The organism is Tibeticola sediminis (assembly GCF_003843835.1).
Taxonomy (GTDB): domain Bacteria; phylum Pseudomonadota; class Gammaproteobacteria; order Burkholderiales; family Burkholderiaceae_C; genus Tibeticola; species Tibeticola sediminis.
Map to the genome: position 1 here is coordinate 90,499 of NZ_RKQL01000007.1, position 17,246 is coordinate 107,744.

15 protein-coding genes and 1 CRISPR repeat array (1 of these 16 running past the window's edge) are annotated in these 17,246 nt (G+C 63.7%); of the genes, 10 read left to right on the forward strand and 5 right to left on the reverse strand.

The genetic code is table 11. The annotated features are described in order from the left end of the window. Nucleotides 1–1,384: a CRISPR direct-repeat array (repeat unit 36 nt; unit sequence CTTTTCCCGTACCCGGTTCATGAACGGGATTAAGAC); it begins 942 nt to the left of the window's first position. A gap of 683 nt (nucleotides 1,385–2,067) precedes the next feature. Next, nucleotides 2,068–2,295, forward strand: coding sequence for a hypothetical protein (locus EDC62_RS12460; RefSeq protein WP_124224147.1), 228 nt, complete (start codon nucleotides 2,068–2,070; stop codon nucleotides 2,293–2,295). Further along, nucleotides 2,267–2,746, forward strand: a complete 480-nt coding sequence (locus tag EDC62_RS12465) for a hypothetical protein (protein WP_211331012.1) — start codon at nucleotides 2,267–2,269, stop codon at nucleotides 2,744–2,746. The genes EDC62_RS12460 and EDC62_RS12465 overlap by 29 nt, the downstream gene beginning before the upstream one ends. Before the next feature lie 71 nt (nucleotides 2,747–2,817). Here EDC62_RS12465 and EDC62_RS12470 read toward each other — a convergent pair whose 3' ends face one another. The 5 genes from EDC62_RS12470 to EDC62_RS12490 all read right to left on the reverse strand — a co-directional run bounded on the left by EDC62_RS12470 (nucleotide 2,818) and on the right by EDC62_RS12490 (nucleotide 7,105). Then, nucleotides 2,818–3,042: a hypothetical protein gene (locus tag EDC62_RS12470; RefSeq protein WP_124224148.1), complete on the reverse strand. Its 225-nt coding sequence runs from the start codon at nucleotides 3,040–3,042 to the stop codon at nucleotides 2,818–2,820. 449 nt (nucleotides 3,043–3,491) lie between these two features. Then, complete coding sequence (locus EDC62_RS12475; RefSeq protein WP_124224149.1) at nucleotides 3,492–4,097, reverse strand: hypothetical protein; 606 nt, start codon at nucleotides 4,095–4,097, stop codon at nucleotides 3,492–3,494. 580 nt (nucleotides 4,098–4,677) lie between these two features. Further along, nucleotides 4,678–5,622 (reverse strand): IS481 family transposase, encoded by a 945-nt coding sequence (locus tag EDC62_RS12480; protein ID WP_059401391.1) that lies wholly within the window; start codon nucleotides 5,620–5,622, stop codon nucleotides 4,678–4,680. Between the two features lie 49 nt (nucleotides 5,623–5,671). Next, nucleotides 5,672–6,850, reverse strand: a complete 1,179-nt coding sequence (locus EDC62_RS12485) for a PDDEXK family nuclease (protein ID WP_124224150.1) — start codon at nucleotides 6,848–6,850, stop codon at nucleotides 5,672–5,674. Between the two features lie 66 nt (nucleotides 6,851–6,916). Beyond that, nucleotides 6,917–7,105: a hypothetical protein gene (locus EDC62_RS12490; protein WP_124224151.1), complete on the reverse strand. Its 189-nt coding sequence runs from the start codon at nucleotides 7,103–7,105 to the stop codon at nucleotides 6,917–6,919. A gap of 135 nt (nucleotides 7,106–7,240) precedes the next feature. On the opposite strand from EDC62_RS12490, the gene EDC62_RS12495 reads away from it, so the two are divergent. The 8 genes from EDC62_RS12495 (at nucleotide 7,241) to EDC62_RS12530 (ending at nucleotide 17,243) form a co-directional block, all read left to right on the forward strand. Then, the gene (locus EDC62_RS12495; protein ID WP_124224152.1) at nucleotides 7,241–7,603 is read left to right on the forward strand and encodes an STIV orfB116 family protein; all 363 of its coding nucleotides are present in this window, start codon (nucleotides 7,241–7,243) and stop codon (nucleotides 7,601–7,603) included. 38 nt (nucleotides 7,604–7,641) lie between these two features. Further along, entirely contained in the window at nucleotides 7,642–8,802 is a 1,161-nt protein-coding gene (csm6, locus tag EDC62_RS12500) for a CRISPR-associated ring nuclease Csm6 (protein WP_170159075.1), read from the forward strand. A gap of 238 nt (nucleotides 8,803–9,040) precedes the next feature. Next, nucleotides 9,041–11,359, forward strand: coding sequence for a UvrD-helicase domain-containing protein (locus tag EDC62_RS12505; RefSeq protein ID WP_170159076.1), 2,319 nt, complete (start codon nucleotides 9,041–9,043; stop codon nucleotides 11,357–11,359). Nucleotides 11,360–11,464: 105 nt separating this feature from the next. Next, the gene (gene traT / locus EDC62_RS12510) at nucleotides 11,465–12,214 is read left to right on the forward strand and encodes a complement resistance protein TraT (RefSeq protein ID WP_124224155.1); all 750 of its coding nucleotides are present in this window, start codon (nucleotides 11,465–11,467) and stop codon (nucleotides 12,212–12,214) included. A 283-nt stretch (nucleotides 12,215–12,497) separates the two neighbouring features. Beyond that, complete coding sequence (gene cas6, locus EDC62_RS12515) at nucleotides 12,498–13,502, forward strand: CRISPR system precrRNA processing endoribonuclease RAMP protein Cas6 (RefSeq protein WP_124224156.1); 1,005 nt, start codon at nucleotides 12,498–12,500, stop codon at nucleotides 13,500–13,502. Next, nucleotides 13,499–15,136 carry a Cas10/Cmr2 second palm domain-containing protein gene (locus EDC62_RS12520; RefSeq protein ID WP_124224157.1) on the forward strand — a complete coding sequence of 546 codons (1,638 nt, stop codon included), beginning with the start codon at nucleotides 13,499–13,501 and terminating at the stop codon, nucleotides 15,134–15,136. Before cas6 ends, EDC62_RS12520 begins: the two co-directional genes overlap by 4 nt. Beyond that, complete coding sequence (locus EDC62_RS12525) at nucleotides 15,133–15,732, forward strand: RAMP superfamily CRISPR-associated protein (protein WP_124224158.1); 600 nt, start codon at nucleotides 15,133–15,135, stop codon at nucleotides 15,730–15,732. Before EDC62_RS12520 ends, EDC62_RS12525 begins: the two co-directional genes overlap by 4 nt. After that, complete coding sequence (locus tag EDC62_RS12530; RefSeq protein ID WP_124224159.1) at nucleotides 15,729–17,243, forward strand: hypothetical protein; 1,515 nt, start codon at nucleotides 15,729–15,731, stop codon at nucleotides 17,241–17,243. Before EDC62_RS12525 ends, EDC62_RS12530 begins: the two co-directional genes overlap by 4 nt. The last annotated feature ends 3 nt before the right edge of the window (nucleotides 17,244–17,246 follow it).

Sequence of the window (17,246 nt, forward strand, 5' to 3'; positions counted from 1 at the left end):
CGCGCCCTTTGCGGAAAATCGGCGCGGGCTTGCTTTTCCCGTACCCGGTTCATGAACGGGATTAAGACTTGGACGTAGGCTTCTTTGTCGTTCTGGGCGGCTTTTCCCGTACCCGGTTCATGAACGGGATTAAGACGCATAGATGGCGTCACTATTCTTATCCCGAATGGCTTTTCCCGTACCCGGTTCATGAACGGGATTAAGACGTACGGCGATGATCTTCAACATGGTATACTCCTACTTTTCCCGTACCCGGTTCATGAACGGGATTAAGACTACACCATAACGACGTTTACCGCCTTATATCCTTTTCCCGTACCCGGTTCATGAACGGGATTAAGACTCTAGTGGTTTTGTCTTTCAAGGCGACCCAGGGGCTTTTCCCGTACCCGGTTCATGAACGGGATTAAGACGGGCCGAACGAGGCCGAAATAGAGAACGTTCGCAGCTTTTCCCGTACCCGGTTCATGAACGGGATTAAGACGTGTTCTCCCCGTCCTTGCGGATGACGAGCAACCTTTTCCCGTACCCGGTTCATGAACGGGATTAAGACAGCCTCATCTTGAGGATTTGCGAGCGTGAAGTCTTTTCCCGTACCCGGTTCATGAACGGGATTAAGACACAAACCCGACCGAGCAAGAATCGGCCTGAGAAGCTTTTCCCGTACCCGGTTCATGAACGGGATTAAGACGGTTCTGGTTTTCCTTGCGCTCATTCTTGAAGCTTTTCCCGTACCCGGTTCATGAACGGGATTAAGACGTTTGTTGCGCTTTCATCATGAGTCCTTTGCAACTTTTCCCGTACCCGGTTCATGAACGGGATTAAGACCGTCCCGCCAGAGCGACCGCAGTCGCCCAAGACACTTTTCCCGTACCCGGTTCATGAACGGGATTAAGACGTCGAGGTCGTCGAGGTCGATGTCTTCCTCCAGACTTTTCCCGTACCCGGTTCATGAACGGGATTAAGACCCGAAACGGACAATCGTTGCACGGCTGGGTGTTCATCTTTTCCCGTACCCGGTTCATGAACGGGATTAAGACAAAATAGTGGCGCCACCCGAAGGTGGTACCGCCTTTTCCCGTACCCGGTTCATGAACGGGATTAAGACTCAAGAGCTTGGTCGACACAAAGGCTGAACGCTTTTCCCGTACCCGGTTCATGAACGGGATTAAGACGAAGTATTCCAGTTAGAAATGTCACCGTTAAAGGCTTTTCCCGTACCCGGTTCATGAACGGGATTAAGACCTCCCGCATGTAGTTTGCGAGAATCCGCTTGTTATTTTCCCGTACCCGGTTCATGAACGGGATTAAGACCACTTGGCTCGACGCGCAAGGAGCTTTCCGGCTTCTTTTCCCATACCCGGTTCATGAACGGGATTAAGACATCCACGCCGGAGCGCTTCACAGACAGGCTGCATAAACACAACGCGACTGAGCCTGGGATCTTGCTGATCCCGCCTCTGTATGCGCGCACCTGGATTGCTTGGATCGTCTGACTTTGGCCGTGGACGCTTCCAAAAACGCACATAGGCGCAGCATGGCACATCGCGCTGCTCGGGCAGAAATTCCTTGGCGATGCGTTTCTCAGCTGGCTAGTGTTGCCCCTTTTGGTTGCTCTGGTTGCGATTCCCTAGTAGCGCAAAAAGGTAGAAATCACGGGGGTAGAAACGATTCGGAGTTTTATTTCAGAAGAGCTTCTGAAGCAACGTGGCATCGACGATGACGGGAATGCCGATGTCATCAGCCGGGCGTGAGTCTGAGGATGAAGAAGATGAGGAAGTCAAAGCCACTTACGAGCGCGGCAAGCGAATGACGGAAGAGAAGTATGAAGCGTGGCACCGTGCGGTTTGGGGGTACTATTGAGTCACCCCGGATTGACGTATCACTATCTGATTGAGTTCTGGTTTTCGCGCTTTCTTCGCCAAAATATCTGGGTATGCGTCAAAGTTGGTTGGAAAGCGTTCTCACGGTCAGCGCCGCACATGCGCCCACATTCGCAAATCATGTATCTTTCCCGCTAGTCGCGTAAGATACGGTTATCGACAAGCGTAAAAAGTATTGTTCCCCATGCTGCATCGCCATCTCAACCATCAGCGCTACACCCTCGCTGCGATCGACGACGTGATCTCACGCGGTCGGTGGCAGGACTGGGCTGATCTGCGGCGAGCGGTACTGGCTGACCGCACCCTGCTCGATCAGGTGGAGCGGGTCTGCCGGCCCTACGCTTCCGACCTCTACGCCCAGCGCCATCACTTCTGGATGCACTATGCCAAAGAGCACCGCACCGCTGCCTGACTGGGAACTCGTCTTGTCCTCTGCCGCACGTCTCCAACGTATCCTGCCGGATGCCGTGCTGGTCGGAGGAACTGCCTCGGCAATCCACGCCGGGCATCGCTTCTCGCGTGATGCCGATCATGTGCTGACTGACCTACGCCACCGCTTCGACGACGTGCTTGCCCAGCTTGAGTCAGTCGCTGGCTGGAAAACTGCTCGTGTGCAGCGCCCGGTGCAAATCCTTGGCAGCCTCGATGGTATTGAAACCGGCGTTCGTCAGCTGACCCGCGATGGGCCGCTGGAAACAGTCGTGGTGGACTACCACGGTGCGCGAATCACCGTCCCGACCGAAGGTGAGATTCTGCGCATCAAGGCCCTCTGGCGTGTTTTTGGGCGTCAAAGCGGGCATGACCAATTCCCTCTCAGCCTAAATCCGGCAGTTGACCGCTTTGAGCTGAATGTAAGGTGTTGATGTTTGAACCGTTTTCGGGTGCAAAAGCCGTTCACCGCTTGGGTGGGTGCGCCCAACTGCCGGATTTAGGCTCAGTAGTCGCTCGGGATCAGGCGCTCGACTTCTTTCAGGAATTCGTGGCGCGCGGCTTGCACGGCGCTGCGGTGTCGCTCAGCGCGCATCAGTCCCGCGGACGAACCGCTGTCGGCCGCCAGAACGACCCGCGCCTCGGCGTCTTTCTTCAGCTGGTCGAACGCCAGCACGGCCACCATCAAGGTGCCCAGAGTCAGCGAGGCATTCAACTTTTCTCCCTGCATTGCTTTCTCCTGTTCTTCTTCTTCGAACGGCTCAGTTCAGGACGAGGAGGCTTTTCCCGTATCCGCTTCATGAACAGGATGAAGACCTGCCCGATCGCGGCAGGGGAAGCGGCCCTCGGCTTTCGAGGCGTTCCTGTCTCAGCCGAGCGCAGTGGCCTGCACTCTTGCAACTTTCGGCTCGCTCTCGGCTGCAGAGCGCAGCGTATCCACTGGCGGGCGGCTGATCGCCTGGCCTCGGCGCGCGCCGAAGAGCAAGCCGCAGGTGCAGCGCACCCGCGCCTGAGCAATTGTTTCGCTGGTTTTTACCCGCGAGGACCGCGTGATTTCAGTTTGGGCCGCGCTGAACAGTTCCTCGCGCGCCGCACATCCCGGCCTCCACATTACCGGCATGGCGCTGGCTACTGCCGCACGGCGCGGCCCGAGGGCCGGGGGACAAAGGCTCTCAGAGCTCAGAAGGCCCGGGTATCTTGCTGCGCGCGTTGGCGTAGCCGTGCGTCTTCAGCAGCTTTCATTTGGGCCTTCATCTTGCCCTCGTTGTTGCGGTCGAGCAGCTGCAGGTAGGTGGTGGTGTCGGGCCATCCGCGATTGACGCGCACCTCCATGCCCTGGGGCTGAGCCCAGCGGGCGCTCACTTCCCCGAGCCCATAGTTGCCGACGAGGGCGCTGGGCCTGCCATACTTGACCGAGACGGTTTCCACGACGCGCTTGACCAATCCAGTATCCATGAAGGCAGGGAAGGTGTAACGCGCGGAAGCAAAGGTGTTGTCGTCCTCGGTGTAGCAGACCTGGAGCTCGGTGGAGCCTTCGGGCACGCCGTTGGTGCTGTAGAGGTCGCAGTAGTAAGCGTCATCCACCCGCGTGGGCACAAGACCGGCCTGGGTGAGCGCTTGGCGCAAGCTCGCGCGGCTGGCGCCTTTGAGGGGGGTGCCAAAGAGGCTGAGCGGGCTCGGCTGCGGTGCCGCGGCAGCCCAGGGCGCGGTGAGCACAGCGGCCAGTGCGCAAGCGAGCAGGCCAGCAAAGCGGCGGGCAGCAGATGCAGCGTTGAAAGCAAACATGGATTCCTCCCAAATGATGTGACGGTTGATGAACAGAAATAACGGGAGGGGAGTGTGCCCGCTGGTGACGCGCACGGTGCCTGATGCAAGCTTGCGAGCACTTGGGGCAACGCTGAACCCGTCCCTCGCGTGTCGCGCATCCAGTCCCGCCGCCGCTCGCGCATCATCGCGGGAACGAATGCAGCGTTGCCTTACCTCCGGGTGTTCAAGACGTCTTTGAGTGTTTGTTCAATCACGCGCGCTGACACTGGAGAGCCCGTCAAGATGCCGCAAAACTCCGCCGCGCCGTCCACGAGCGTGACCCAGCGGCCGGTGCCGTTGGCCCGCGACGCCTGAAGGAGTTTTTTGACGAGGAGCTCGCACTGTTTGCCGTCACAACCGGCGTGGTGTGGAGACGTCCGACTCACCCAGACCAAGATACCACCGGGGACGAGCAGCAGCGTCCAGCCTTGTTGACGGCTTTCCCCAACCGCTCGGAGCTCATCGATTGCATTGAGCCGACCCGAGTTGCTGAGCGGTAGCTCTGTTTTGACCTTGCGGCGGTCGCTCAAAACGGAGTAGCCCTGCCCCGCAAGGTCGGCTAGGTGTAGTTTCTCAAAACGTTGTTCCCGTTCATCCCGAGACGAGTGACAGGGGGTTTGCCGGCGGTGGCGCTGTGGGGGCGGTGGAAGTTGTAGTACCGCATCCAGTGAGGCAACTCTTCGGTGCGATGCCGCGATGAGGGGTACACGTAGGCGTAGGCCCACTCACGCAGCAGAGTCTGGATGAAGCGCTCGGCCTTGCCGTTGGTGCGCGGCGTGTAGGGCCGCGTCCTCAGATGTCGCAGACCCAGTCGGCGCAGCAGCGTGGCAAAGCGGCGAGACTTGTAGGCCGAGCCGTTGTCGGTCATCACGGCCTGTACGCGCACGCCCAGGCTGGCGTAGTAGCGCAAGGCAGCCAACAGGAAGGTGCAGGCGCTGCGGCTGGTCTCGTCATCGAGCAGTTGGCTGAAGCCGACGCGGGAGTGGTCATCAATGGCCACGTGCAAGGCCTGCCAGCCGGCATGGGGCGTGTACTGGGTGCGGTCTGCCGTGACCCGATGGCCGGGACGCTCGAAGCGGTAGAGCTTCTTGGTGTCGAGGTGCAGCAACTCGCCAGCGCTGCTGCGCTCGTAGCGCGGCCCAACGGGCCGCTGCTGCAGGGGTGGCAGCTTGGCCAGCCCCGCAGCCTGGCAGGCGCGCGCCACGGTGCTGCGCGAGAGCCCCACGCGCTCGGCGATGCGCTCGTAGGTCAGCCTCTGCGTGCGCCGCAACGCCAGGGCACGCTCGACCTTGGCAGCGTCGCTGCGCCGCGGGCTGCGGTGCGGCCGCGAGCTGCGGTCGAGCAGCTCAGAGTCGCCCTGGACGTAGCGGCGGTGCCACTTGCGTGCAGTGCGCACGCTCACCCCGGCGGCCGCCGCCGCTGTTGTGAGCCCCACCCGCTGGACTTCTCTGACCAGATGCGCTCGACCTTTGGGCGTCATTGAGGCATTCTTGTGAACGTTCATCCGAGGTTCTCCTGAGGAAGTTGGCCGGCTTGAGAACCTCCATCTTCCTCTACCTCGGGTGAACAACCTGTTGGGAAACAACAGCTAGGTGCTCTTGAGCCGCCTTCAGCGGCTCAGGAAGTGGCAGATCCTGTTGATTCCGGTCGATGGCAGCGACCAGCTTTTGGAACACGGCGGGCGCGTCCGCTTGTGTGAGCAAGTGGACTTGCAAAGCCCGCGCCAGCCTGCCCACCTCTGGGTCAGCAGGCCAACCAGGCCGCAAGGCGATGGCCACGGCCGCGTTGCCCCCGAGTTGACGCGCCAAGTCCGCGATGTCCGCCAATTGCGTGCCCTTGGACGAGTCCTCAGCATCCGGGAGCTTGATGTCGATGCACACTAGCCGGCCTTTGTGGCAGGCCACGATGTCAATCTCTCGAACGATCTTGGTCTGCTCGCCAGATTCCAAGGTGTCGAGCAATTTCAGCGAATGGCGCACCCGAATACCGCAGGACTCCAAGCCCGCAGCAATGAAGCGCTCAAACGCATCGCCACCACTGACCGGCTGCACACCCGGTAGGAGCGGATAGAGGGCTTCCCAGCGCCAGCGCCGGTGGCCGCGCTCGCGGGTGAATACCAAGTCCAAGGCTTGGCGGATGGGCAAGGGGCGCACCGCATTGGCTTTGCACCGATGCTGCCCAGGAAACTGGGCGATCACCAGGTCTTCCACGGACATGAGCCGGTCGAGCGTGTCTGCGGGAGGAACGTCGGGATCGTCGCGTTGGTCGATGGGCAGGGTTCGCAGAAAGCCCTCGCCTTCATCTTGCGTCAGCTCGTACCACCGGCCGTTGATTTCCCGGTAAATCACGCGGCAGGAGCTCAGGTCGGTCGACAGGCTGAGCTCGATGGCCGCAGCCGACATGAGCTTGTTGCCGCCGGTGACGTTGACCAGCCAATGCACATCGGGCGCGGCCTCGAAGCAGTGCAGCAGGCCCTGGCGCACGTCCTCGGGCTGCATGCTGCCCTGCACCCGCTCGACCTTCGTGGACAGGCCGCGCGCGTCGAGCCAGCGGCGCAAGCTACGCTCGAGTCGCTGGGCGGGCTCAATGGATCGGCGTTCGTCGTCGGTGCAGTAGAGATGGATGGTTTGCAACTGCGCTCCGTAACGGTCAGCCATGTGCAGAGCGAATTCAAGCGACGGCAGCAACTGCTCGCTCACCAGCAGCACCAGACGCACAGGCCAGTTTGTCATGATCAAGCTCATCCACGACGAGGCAGCAAAGGACACAACTATACCGGCGGGATAGCGCAACACCCATCAAAAATCCAGCGCCCCCCGACCGCGCCCCATGCGCTGGAGACGACGGCGGTTCACATGCGGCTGGCTGGCGCGGCGCATGCCCAGGAGCGAGGGCGCCAGCCCGGTCTGCGCCACCCAGGCCTGGCGCTTGCGCTGCGCTAGCGGGTTGGCTGAGCGGCTCTGCGATGCTTGGGGTTTGTTTTTCATGGGGCTCTCCTGCGAAAAACCGGGATTCTTCGCGGGCCGCTACCGCCTCGGCGCCCGTGCAAGCTTGCACGGGCGCGGCGACAGCAGGTTGCCGGTTAGATTTCACCCCGTCGCAACGCAGCATCTGTCGCATCCATGATCTACCTGCTCAATTCCCCGGTTCTCACCGCCTACGGCGATTGGCGCCTGAGCGGGCCGCTCAGCCCGCAAGAGGCCCGCGCGCGCTTGCACGGGCAGACCGTGCGCTCGGCCATCGGCCACGCGGGCAGCGCCCAGCTGCTGGAGCGTCTGCTCGGGCAGCCGGTGGCCGTGCAACGGGTGACCGCGCGCATGGAGCCGGGCGACGCCGCCTTGGTGCTGCGTTTGCTGCAGCGTCTGCCTGAAGGGGTCTTGCTCGACGACGAAGAACTGCAGCGCACGCCCTTCGAGCTGGCGTGGCTCGAGCGCCTTGACGACCCGGCAGCGGCGGCTCGCGCCGAGCCCAAGCGGGCCGCATGATTCCAGTGTCCCCCCCTGATCCGCAACTGAAATTCACGATGAACATGTCCGCATTCGATCGCCGCATTCTGATCTGCACCACCGGGATGTCGCCGCAGGTGGTCACCGAGACGCTGTTTGCGCTGGCGGTGCGCCCGAGCGCCGGCCAGCAGCCCTGGGTTCCGACCGAGGTGCATCTGATTTCCACGCGCCAGGGCGCGGAGCATGCGCGGCTCAATCTGCTGTCGACCACACCGGGGTGGTTTCACAAGCTGCGCGCGGACTATGGCTTGCCGCCGATCCTGTTCACGCCCGAGCATATCCACTGCATCGAAGCGCAGGACGGCCAGCCGCTCGAGGACATCCGCACGCCCGCAGACAACGAGGCGACGGCAGATCGGATCGCCGAGCTCATCCGCAGCTTTTCCCAACAGGAGAGCGCCCAACTGCATGTGTCGATTGCCGGCGGGCGCAAGACCATGGGTTACTACCTGGGCTATGCAATGTCGCTTTATGGACGGGCACAAGATCGGCTCTCGCACGTGCTGGTCAACGGGGCGTTTGAGTCGCACCCGGAGTTTTACTACCCCACGCCCTATGAGCGCGTGATCCACACCCGCGACCCCAAGAACCCGCTGGCCCTGGATTGCCGCAACGCCCAGGTCGATCTGGCGGAGATCCCCTTCGTGCGCCTGCGCGATGGTTTGCCGCAGCGCCTGCTCCATGGGCATGCGCGCTTCACGGAGACGATCGAGATCGCCAACCTGGCACATGCCTCGCCGGTGCTGCGCATCGACTTGCGCCGTCGCAGCGTCGAGGTCAGCGGCCTGCCGGTGGCACTGGGTGAGTCTGGCTTTGCGCTCTATGCCTGGCTGGCCAAACGCGCCCTCACCGACGAGCCGGAGGTGGACTGGACCGACCCGGCGCAATGGGACGGAGAGTTTGTGCCGCTGGTGCGTCGGCTGTTTGGCGAGTTCGACAGCGTCAGCGAGCGCATCGAGGAAAGCTTGCGCCGCAATTTCAAGGAGCGCAGCAACGAAACGGCCCACTATTTCCTGCCTTTGCTCAGCCGAGTCAACAAGGCGCTCGAAGAAGCGCTGGGCGAGGCTCTGGCGCGGCGGGTGCAGGTGGTGCGCGTGGGGGAAAAGCGTGGCCGCAGCGCCGAGACCGGCAGCCGCTATCGCCTGCCTGCCGACCTGCCGATTGAAATCGAATCCTGAGAGGCTGAGAGGGAATTGGTCATGCCCGCTTTGACGTCCCAAAACACGCCCGAGGGCATTGCAAATGCGCGCCGTAGCTCGAGCTACGGCTGTGCTTTGCCCCTACTCGGACGCGGTTTGTGGCGCCTCTTCGGGCACGCCCAATTCCCTCTCAGCCTCTGAGCCGATACGGCACAGAACCGACGCAACCGCATTGGCGGGTGAAAGATCAAAAACACACTTTTTGGGAGGTCCATCCATGCTCGACTCCATCCGCGCGCTCTGGCGCTCCAGCAAGCGGGCTGCCCGCGTCAGCCCCGAAGCCCGCACGCCAGCGAAGGCCCAGCCGGGCCATGCAGCACCGCGCACGTCGCAGCCCGCGCCCCTGTATGGGCCGCAAAAGATGCCGGTGAGCGCCGAGCAGGTGGCGGCCATGCGCGCGGAGGTCGGGGCCGCCGTGGCGCAAGGCATCGTCGCGCAGCCCACCGAGGCCCAGTGGGCGATGATTCTGTCCAGCCACCCCGCCACGTGCGTGGTGGCGGGAGCGGGTTCGGGCAAGTCCACGACGCTCGTGCTGCGCGTCGTGTTCATGTGGTGCCACCTGGGCATCCCGCCCGAAGACATGACGGTGATTTCCTTCACCCGCGCCTCTTGCGAGGAACTACGCCACAGTCTGCAGCGCGTCCTGTCCTTTGAGCCTTGGCGCCAGCGCCTCGCACCCGAGGATGCCGCACACTTGGAGGAGCGCTGCCGAACCCTGGTCAGCACGTTCCACGCGGCGCTGGGCCGGGTCTCGCGACGCGTGTGGGGGCGCGCCGAGTGGTTCGATCTGATCGAGCCCAACGCGACCCTGCGCGACGAGCGTGCCGATGACCTCGACAACCCCGTGCTGGGCGGGCCGCTCACGAAGGGGCAACGCGACTTGCTCAATACCGCCTACCGCAGCCTGTTCAACGAAGACCGGGTGTTTCGCCAACACATCATCGCTTTGCTGCGCCATGAGTGCGATCGGCATACCCTGCTGCGCCGCAATTCCGCTGAGGTCAAGCACTTACAACTGGCCAGCGAGCGCGATCTGGAGCTGGCCCAGCGCATCCAAGCGCGCTGGGGGAAGGACTGGGTGCTGCCTGGGGTCGATCCCACGCCGTTCGTCGCCTTTCGCGCCAACAACCTGCCCTTTTACGCCAACGGTCGCATCATCAAGACCGGCATGCCCATCTTTCTGAGCCTCGGCGGCATGAAGGACGACAAGTTTCTGTTCTCCAAAGACGACCGCATCGGCCAGGGCAAGCGGGCGTTCTCTGTCGTTGGCGCACTCACCATCCGGCGGCAAATCATCGAGCGGTACTGCGACCGGGAGGTTCTGCATCTGGATCACACCGAAAAGCTCGAATGGCTGCGCTACCGGCTCGAGCACCTGGCCGACGAGGACTTCCGCAACGTCAGCGCGCCTGCATTCGACGTGCAACTGCGCGGCGAACCGAAGGCGGTGGGTGTGGTGGAGGCTTTCTACGCCCAGGCGAACTTCATGGAAAGCCTGGGGCTCGACGTCGCCCAAGCGTGCCAGCGCGCGCAAGGCCAGCTCGCCTCGGGTTCCAGTGAATGGCATTTCTGCGCTGCCTTGGCGCGCTTCTGGCCCAGCTTCGAAGCGCAGCTGCGCAGCCTCGCCGTGCCCATGCGCCGGTTCAATCGGGCGTTCTTGGACCTGGGCGAGCAGGCACCGACACAGCCGGCCGTCCCTGCCGACGCGCTGCGGCCTTTCACCCATTTGCTCATCGATGAGTTTCAGGACATCTCGCCGCAAATCGTGTCGTGGCTGCGCGCCATGCAGCGCCGCGTGCGGGCATTGGGCGCTGCGCCCAGCCTCATGGCGATTGGCGACGACTGGCAATCGATTTACGGCTGGCGCGGCAGCGCGCCGGATCTGTTCATCGACTTCGCGCGGCATTTCCCGGTGCATCCGCAGCTGGGTGGACCGCTGCAATGCCGTTTGATGGACAACTTCCGCAGTGTCGAGCCGATTTTGCGCGACGCCGAACGCATCGTGGCTGCGGTCGGGGTGAAGGTGGACAAGCAAGCCCAGCCGCGGCGTCGCGCCGATCCGGCGCTGGACCACGGTGTGCGCCTGATCAAGGGCGTGCAGGTCCGAAGAGATCCCAAAGCCGTCGTCGCAGCGATCCACGAGCAGCTCGCCTTTGTGCGCAGCTTGGCGCGGTCCGACAAAAACAAGATCCTGGTGCTGAGCCGCTCCAACGAGACGCTGAACACCGTGGAAAAAGCGCTGCGCAAGGCCGGCGGCGTCAAACCCGGCGAGGTTCGCTTCGAAACCTTTCACCGCGCCAAAGGGCTCCAAGGCGAGGTGGCCATCCTCTGCGAAAACTGCGTATACGAGGAAAGCCACCCGCTGCGCAACGCGATCTACGCCGCCAGCGGCCTGTTTCGCCAAAGCTACGACGAGGCCGCACGCGATGAGGCTTTGCGTCTCGCCTATGTCGCTGTCACCCGCGGCATCCGGCGTGTGCTGTGGTTCGTCGATCAACCCAAAGGGGCTTCGGCACTGCTGCCTTCGCGCCCGTGACGGCCCTGGCGCCGCGGCGCAAGCTTGCAAGGGCGCACCGCCCGAAGCTCGGTTGTTAGGCTTCATCCCATCGTCGTTTTCACCCCTTCTCTGTCTGTCTGGATCATGAAACACTCGTTCTTTACCGTCCGTTCTCTCCGCACCCTGATCGCCGCGGCCATGGTGGGCGCTGCCGTCACCGCAAGCCTCACGCTGAGCGGCTGCGCGGCCACCCAGGTCGCTCTTGCCAACAAGGATCTGCAGGTGCAAAGCGCGGTGTCGCAAACCATCTTCCTGCCGATGACCTCGGACAAGACCTATGCTCTCGCCGTGCGCAGCACGACCGCAGAAGACGTGGGCGCGCCGCTGGTCGAAGCGGAGATCCACAAGGCGCTTGCGGCCAAGGGCTATGTGCAGGCGCCGCCCGAGAAGGCGCACTTCCTCATCCAGCTCAACATCGTGCGCGCCGTGGGCAATGACACGGCCGCGGGCAGCAACGGCGGCGGCATGCTCGCCGGCGCCGCTCTGGCCGGTGCCAACGGCAGCACCGGGCGCGGCGTGCTCGCAGGCGCTCTCGTCGGCGGCGTGGTCGACGCGATCGCCGGCGCGACGACGAAGAAGGTGATCGTGAGCCTCTCGTCTGAGCTGCAAATCGGTGTGCGCGGCGAGCGCCAGAGTACGGGCGCCGCGGCGCAAGCCAAGGAAAAGGCCGAAGCCGAAGCCCTCGCGCGCCGCGTGCAAGACGGCTCCGACGCGGATGTGACCTATCACCAGACCAGCATCGACTCCTGGATGAAGCAGGTCAACCTGGATTTCCAGGAAGCAATCCCGCAGCTCCGAACGGCGCTCGTGCGTAACGTGGTCGGGTTCTTTTGACGCGCGGCCCACGCAGGCATCAGCGGCTGATGTACCCAGATACCGATTTGGCCCGCTTGAAATGCGCTTTGGTAGCTATCGCGTTTGCAGCAGGCAAGGGCATCTCAGTCGGCATGTTGCCACTTTGAGACAAGGGCATCTGCCGCTGGCCGCGCTGGGCTTGTGCGACCCCGAAATGATGTGAAAAATCGTATCAAACCAAGATTCTCGAGCGCGAGGGAGGGTTGTCATGCATGGACCATGGGCACAGGGTGTGGGCTTATCGCGCCCGACACGTCCCTCGATGGCCCGACGGCCGAGTCGAGAAGTCGCGGCGAATGAACACGCCGCCCCCATCCAGGCCGTTGAGCTCCGCCACCCCAGCCAGAGCCAATTGCCCGTCGTGGTGTTGCTGCTGGAGCTGCAGCCTCTGCGCCCCCTGGTCGTCGATGGCGGCATCATCCGCGGCGCGCTGGGTTTGGCCTTGCATGACCTGGCACCCCTCGCCTACCAGGCGCTGTATGAGGCTCCAACGCCTCCTTACCGCATGGCTTGGCTCGCACCGCGGCTCAAGCTGGTCCTGATTGGGCATGCCACGCAACACGCCACGGCGGTCTTGCAAGCGGCTACCCACATGGCGCGCCAGGGGCTGGGTCACCAGCGCGTGCCTGTGCACCTCCGGGCGGCCTTTCAGGACCTGGGTCCGGCTGGCGAGCGGCCGCTGATCCGCGACGGCGCTTGGCTGGGTCTACCGATTCCTGTGCGGCTGGGCTCGATGCTGAGCCCACGCGACCCAACCGGGCCTTGGGCGCTGCACCTCGATACGCCTTTGTTCCTCAAGCAATCCGACCGCGTGGTGCGGGACGCCCCGCCGTTTTCCGTGGTTTTGGCGCGCGCCATCGAGCGCTGCAGCAAGATGTTTCGCTTCGGGGGGGAGTTCCCGATGCTGCCTGCCGAGGTCCGCGAAGCGGCGGCTCATGTGCGCTTGCGGGCCCATGCCTGCCGCTGGACCGAGTTCGAGCGCTACTCCGCGCGGCAAAAACAGGCCATGCTCATCGGCGGTATCCGCGGAGTACTCCACTACGGGCCAGCGCCCCAAGCCGCCTTGGCCTGGGTTCGCGCCTGCACCGTGCTGGGCCTGGGCGGCAAGCTCAGCTTTGGCCTAGGGGACATTCGCGTGCGCGAAGACGGCCCGCTCACAGGGGATGAAGTCATCCAGAAACCCGCCGTCGCAGCTTCCGCATCCCAGCCCACCGAGCGCGTGGCTCGACCCATCGACCCGAAAAACCTCTCCAGGGGAGCTTCATGAATTGTGTTGTTTTTGAGGTGAAATCCATCCAGGCCTACCTGTTCGCCTCGGCGCGTTTGCGCGATGCCATTGGCGGCAGTGAGTTGATCGACCTGCTGACGAATGCGCAATCGGTTGACAACCTGCTCGACGCGGTGTTGCGAGCCACCGAAACCCAGCGCCTGATCGAGTTTTCCCGGCGGGCCGGCGGTGCCTTCTACGCCTTCAGTGCAGACGCCGCGGCGCTCGAACGCTTTGCCGCTTTGTGGACCTTGGCGGTCCAGCAATGGGCGCCGGGGCTCGGCTTTGTGCTCGGACGCGGCCAGGGCGCGAACATGCCAGAAGCATTTGCGCAGGCTCAGAAAGACGCTCGCAGCCAAAACAGTCGGGAGCGGCCGTCTTACCCCGTTGCGGCCCCTGTGGCCGAGCGCGCCCGGCGCACGGGACGGGTGGCGGTCGATTGGAGCCGGAAGGACGGGGAGATCGACGCCGCGACCCAGCGCAAAAAAGCCTTTGCCGATCTGAGCCAAGCTGGCTTCATCACGCGGTATACACCCGAAGAGGAAGCGCTCGACTGGCGCGATTGGCCGCGCAACCTGGAGCCCGACTCCGATGAGGAGGAAGGCGCGTTCCCCTTTGTCGAAGATCGGCGCGATCTCGCCCTCATCCACGCCGATGGCAACGGCATGGGGCAGGTGCTCATCCGGATCGCTGCCGCGGTGAGACAGCGCCCCGGGGATTTCCTCAAGGTCTATCAAGCGTTTTCCAGCGCCATCGAGGCTTGCACCCAACACGCGGCCAAGCAAGCCACGCGTGAGGTGTTGCTGCCGAAGCGGGGCAACGGGGAGCTGCTCGCCGCGCGGCCGATTTTGCTGGGGGGCGACGATGTCATCGTGCTGGTGCGGGCCGACCTGGCCATGGCCTATGTCGACGTCTTCGCCCGTGCGTTCGAGCAAAAGAGCCAAGAACAGCTCGCCGCACTGGCCAACCTGAAGGTCGAAGGCTTGCCGGATCGGCTCACCTTGGGTTTCGGCATTGCCTTCATCGGCGCGAACCAGCCTTTCGCCATGGCGGCTGCGCTCTCCGAATCCCTGATGGCGCACGCCAAAAGTCAAGCGAAGCGTCGCAGCCAGGGGCAGGCCATCACCCCTTCGTCGCTGGCGTTTTACCGCGTCACCACCGCGCTCATCGACGACTACGACACCTTGGTGGAACGCGTCCTGACCCACCACGATGGTGAGAAGCGCTATGTCCATACCCTGGGCACCTACGCCCTGGGTTCGCAGGCCTGCGGCAGCCTGCCCAAGCTGGACGATCTGCAAGCCTTGGTGGCCCAGCTGAAGACAGAAGAAATGGCGCGTGGTCCGGTGCGGAGCCTGCTCAATCTGCTGCAGCTCGACCCGGTGCAGGCGCGCACCCGCTGGCGACGTTGGCGCCAATTGATGCAGGAGCAGCGACCAGCGGCCTTGGGAACCTTCGATGACTGCATGCGCAAACTCATGCCAGCGTATCAAGACGCCGATGATTTGCCTTATGCCTGGGACGAGGACAGCGGCGCTTTCGTGAGCCCGTTGGGCGATGCGCTGGATTTGCTGGCGCTCACGCTCAAATCCACCGCTCCGTCCGCAATCCAGCCACAAGAGGTCGCCGCATGAGCGCTTACACCTTGCACATACGCTTGCAAACCTATTGGCATGCGGGCACCGGCCGCGGGCTGGGCGCCGCGGTGGATGCCGCCGCTTACCGCGATGCCGACGGCCTGCCCGCGCTGCCGGGGCGGCACATCAAGGGGCTGTTGCGCGACGCGCTGGAACAAGCTCAGGCTTGGGGCTGGGCAGGACACGCCGATGGCGTCCTGCTCCACCGCCTGTTCGGCCAGCGCACCGAGGGCCTGAGCGCGGGAGAGATTCCGGCATCGGGTCTGCTGCGCGTCAGCGACGCGCGCATGCCCGAGGCGCTGTGCGCCTGGCTGGCTCTGGACGCGCAGCGTTCGCTGCGCGCGGCCCTGTTTCGGGTTTTGCAGTCCACCGCGGTGGACGCCCAAACCGGCAGTGCCAAAGACCGAAGTCTGCGCGGCATCGAGGTGGTCGTGCCGCTGGACCTGCAAGCCCGCATCGAACCCTTGCCGGGGGCGGTGCCGCCCTCGGATTGGGCGGAGCGTCTGCGCGAAGTCCTGCCACTGGTGACCGCCGTCGGTCGACACCGCACACGCGGCCTGGGCCGGGCATTGCTTACTTTGGAGGCCGCATGAACACGCTCCGACAAACCCTCGAGATCACACTGCTCGACGACTGCGTCTTCAGCGAGCGCGCCGCCACCGAGGGCGCGCACGACACTTTGGACCGGATTCCCGGCTCCGCGCTTCTGGGTGCCGCGGCCGCGCAGCTCTATGCCCAGCTCTCGCCCGATCAAGCCTACGCCGTCTTCCACAGTGGACGGCTGCGCTTTGGCGATGGCCTGCCCGAAACGCACGGCGGCGTCGCTTGGCCGGTGCCGATGTGTTGGCACTATGACAAAAACCACAAGCCCAAAGAAGGCCCAAGCGTCTTCAACCTGCTGCAATCCGGTTCGGACTCGCAGCAACCCAAGATTCAGTTCAAGCAGCTGCGCGAAGGCTATGTCAGCGCCTCGGGCCGCTGGATCAAGCCCACGCGCAACTACCGCATGAAAACCGCCATCAGCCCGACGACCGGTCGGGCGGCGGAGGCGCAACTGTTTGGCTACAGCGCCTTGCAGCGCGGGCAGCGCTTCATCGCGCCAATCGAGGCCGATGCCGACTTCGATCCCGCGCTGTTTGCCCGCATCACCCAAGTTCTGCAAGGGCAACTGTTTCTCGGCCGATCCCGTTCGGCGGAGTACGGTCGCGTGCGCATCGAACACCGCACCCGGGAGCACGCGGAGCTGCCTGGCCCCGTAGACGGCCGCGCGCTCACCTTGTGGCTGCTCTCAGACTTGGCCCCCTGCAATGCCCACGGACAGCCCACGCTGGAGCTGGACGTCGCGGGACTGGGCCTGCCCGCTGGCAGCCGCATCGACTGGGCCAAAACCTTCACCCGCAGTCGGCGCTACAGCCCCTGGAATGCCAAGCGGCACGGTTTTGACAGCGAGCGGCAAGTGCTCATGGCCGGTGGCGTCATCTACATCGAGCTCCCTGAGGGCACCGATACGCCTGCGCTCGCCGCCCAACTCAGCCGGGGCATCGGCTTGCACCGTGAAGCGGGGCTCGGACGGGTCTGGGTCAACCCGCCCCTGCTGGCCACGGAGCACCCGGCATTCGGCGCGCCGCAGGCTGCGGCCGTCACGCAGCCCCCAGCCGTGCCCCGGCCCGATCACCCGCTGATCGAGTGGCTCAGCCGACAGACCTCCACGAGCCGCGAGGCCATCGACGCGCGGGTGCACAAAATCACAGAGGCGTACCACGAAGCCATCGAGGCGGCTCGGCGCGAGAAGGGCTATCCCGACTACGCCACCGATTTCTACCCCTCGCGCTCGCAGTGGGGCAGCGTGCTCGAGGCGGCGCGCGCTCGGGATGGCCAAGATCTCTACCGAGCCTTGTTCCAGAGCAACGATGCCGTCATCAAGCGCACAGGCAAGGGCTGGAATCTGGAGGTTGCGCTTGCTGCGGGGCAATCCCCGAGGGGTCCGCTTGCGGACTGGCTCAAACATTATCTTGCCGACCCGTCGGCCCAAACCTGTGACGCCCGGCTGGTGCAGCAGTTGGCCCGTCGGCTGATGGACGATATGACCAAACGCAGGAACTGAAAC

Excerpts from the sequence above, each read along its gene's own strand:
- EDC62_RS12505 (WP_170159076.1), top strand. The coding sequence starts at position 9,041 with ATGCTCGACTCCATCCGCGCGCTCTGGCGCTCCAGCAAGCGGGCTGCC.
- EDC62_RS12520 (WP_124224157.1), top strand. The coding sequence starts at position 13,499 with ATGAATTGTGTTGTTTTTGAGGTGAAATCCATCCAGGCCTACCTGTTC.
- traT (WP_124224155.1), top strand. The coding sequence starts at position 11,465 with ATGAAACACTCGTTCTTTACCGTCCGTTCTCTCCGCACCCTGATCGCC.
- EDC62_RS12470 (WP_124224148.1), bottom strand. The coding sequence starts at position 3,042 with ATGCAGGGAGAAAAGTTGAATGCCTCGCTGACTCTGGGCACCTTGATG.
- EDC62_RS12495 (WP_124224152.1), top strand. The coding sequence starts at position 7,241 with ATGATCTACCTGCTCAATTCCCCGGTTCTCACCGCCTACGGCGATTGG.
- csm6 (WP_170159075.1), top strand. The coding sequence starts at position 7,642 with ATGAACATGTCCGCATTCGATCGCCGCATTCTGATCTGCACCACCGGG.
- EDC62_RS12480 (WP_059401391.1), bottom strand. The coding sequence starts at position 5,622 with ATGAACGTTCACAAGAATGCCTCAATGACGCCCAAAGGTCGAGCGCAT.
- EDC62_RS12530 (WP_124224159.1), top strand. The coding sequence starts at position 15,729 with ATGAACACGCTCCGACAAACCCTCGAGATCACACTGCTCGACGACTGC.
- cas6 (WP_124224156.1), top strand. The coding sequence starts at position 12,498 with ATGGCCCGACGGCCGAGTCGAGAAGTCGCGGCGAATGAACACGCCGCC.
- EDC62_RS12485 (WP_124224150.1), bottom strand. The coding sequence starts at position 6,850 with ATGACAAACTGGCCTGTGCGTCTGGTGCTGCTGGTGAGCGAGCAGTTG.
- EDC62_RS12525 (WP_124224158.1), top strand. The coding sequence starts at position 15,133 with ATGAGCGCTTACACCTTGCACATACGCTTGCAAACCTATTGGCATGCG.
- EDC62_RS12475 (WP_124224149.1), bottom strand. The coding sequence starts at position 4,097 with ATGTTTGCTTTCAACGCTGCATCTGCTGCCCGCCGCTTTGCTGGCCTG.
- EDC62_RS12460 (WP_124224147.1), top strand. The coding sequence starts at position 2,068 with ATGCTGCATCGCCATCTCAACCATCAGCGCTACACCCTCGCTGCGATC.
- EDC62_RS12465 (WP_211331012.1), top strand. The coding sequence starts at position 2,267 with ATGCCAAAGAGCACCGCACCGCTGCCTGACTGGGAACTCGTCTTGTCC.
- EDC62_RS12490 (WP_124224151.1), bottom strand. The coding sequence starts at position 7,105 with ATGAAAAACAAACCCCAAGCATCGCAGAGCCGCTCAGCCAACCCGCTA.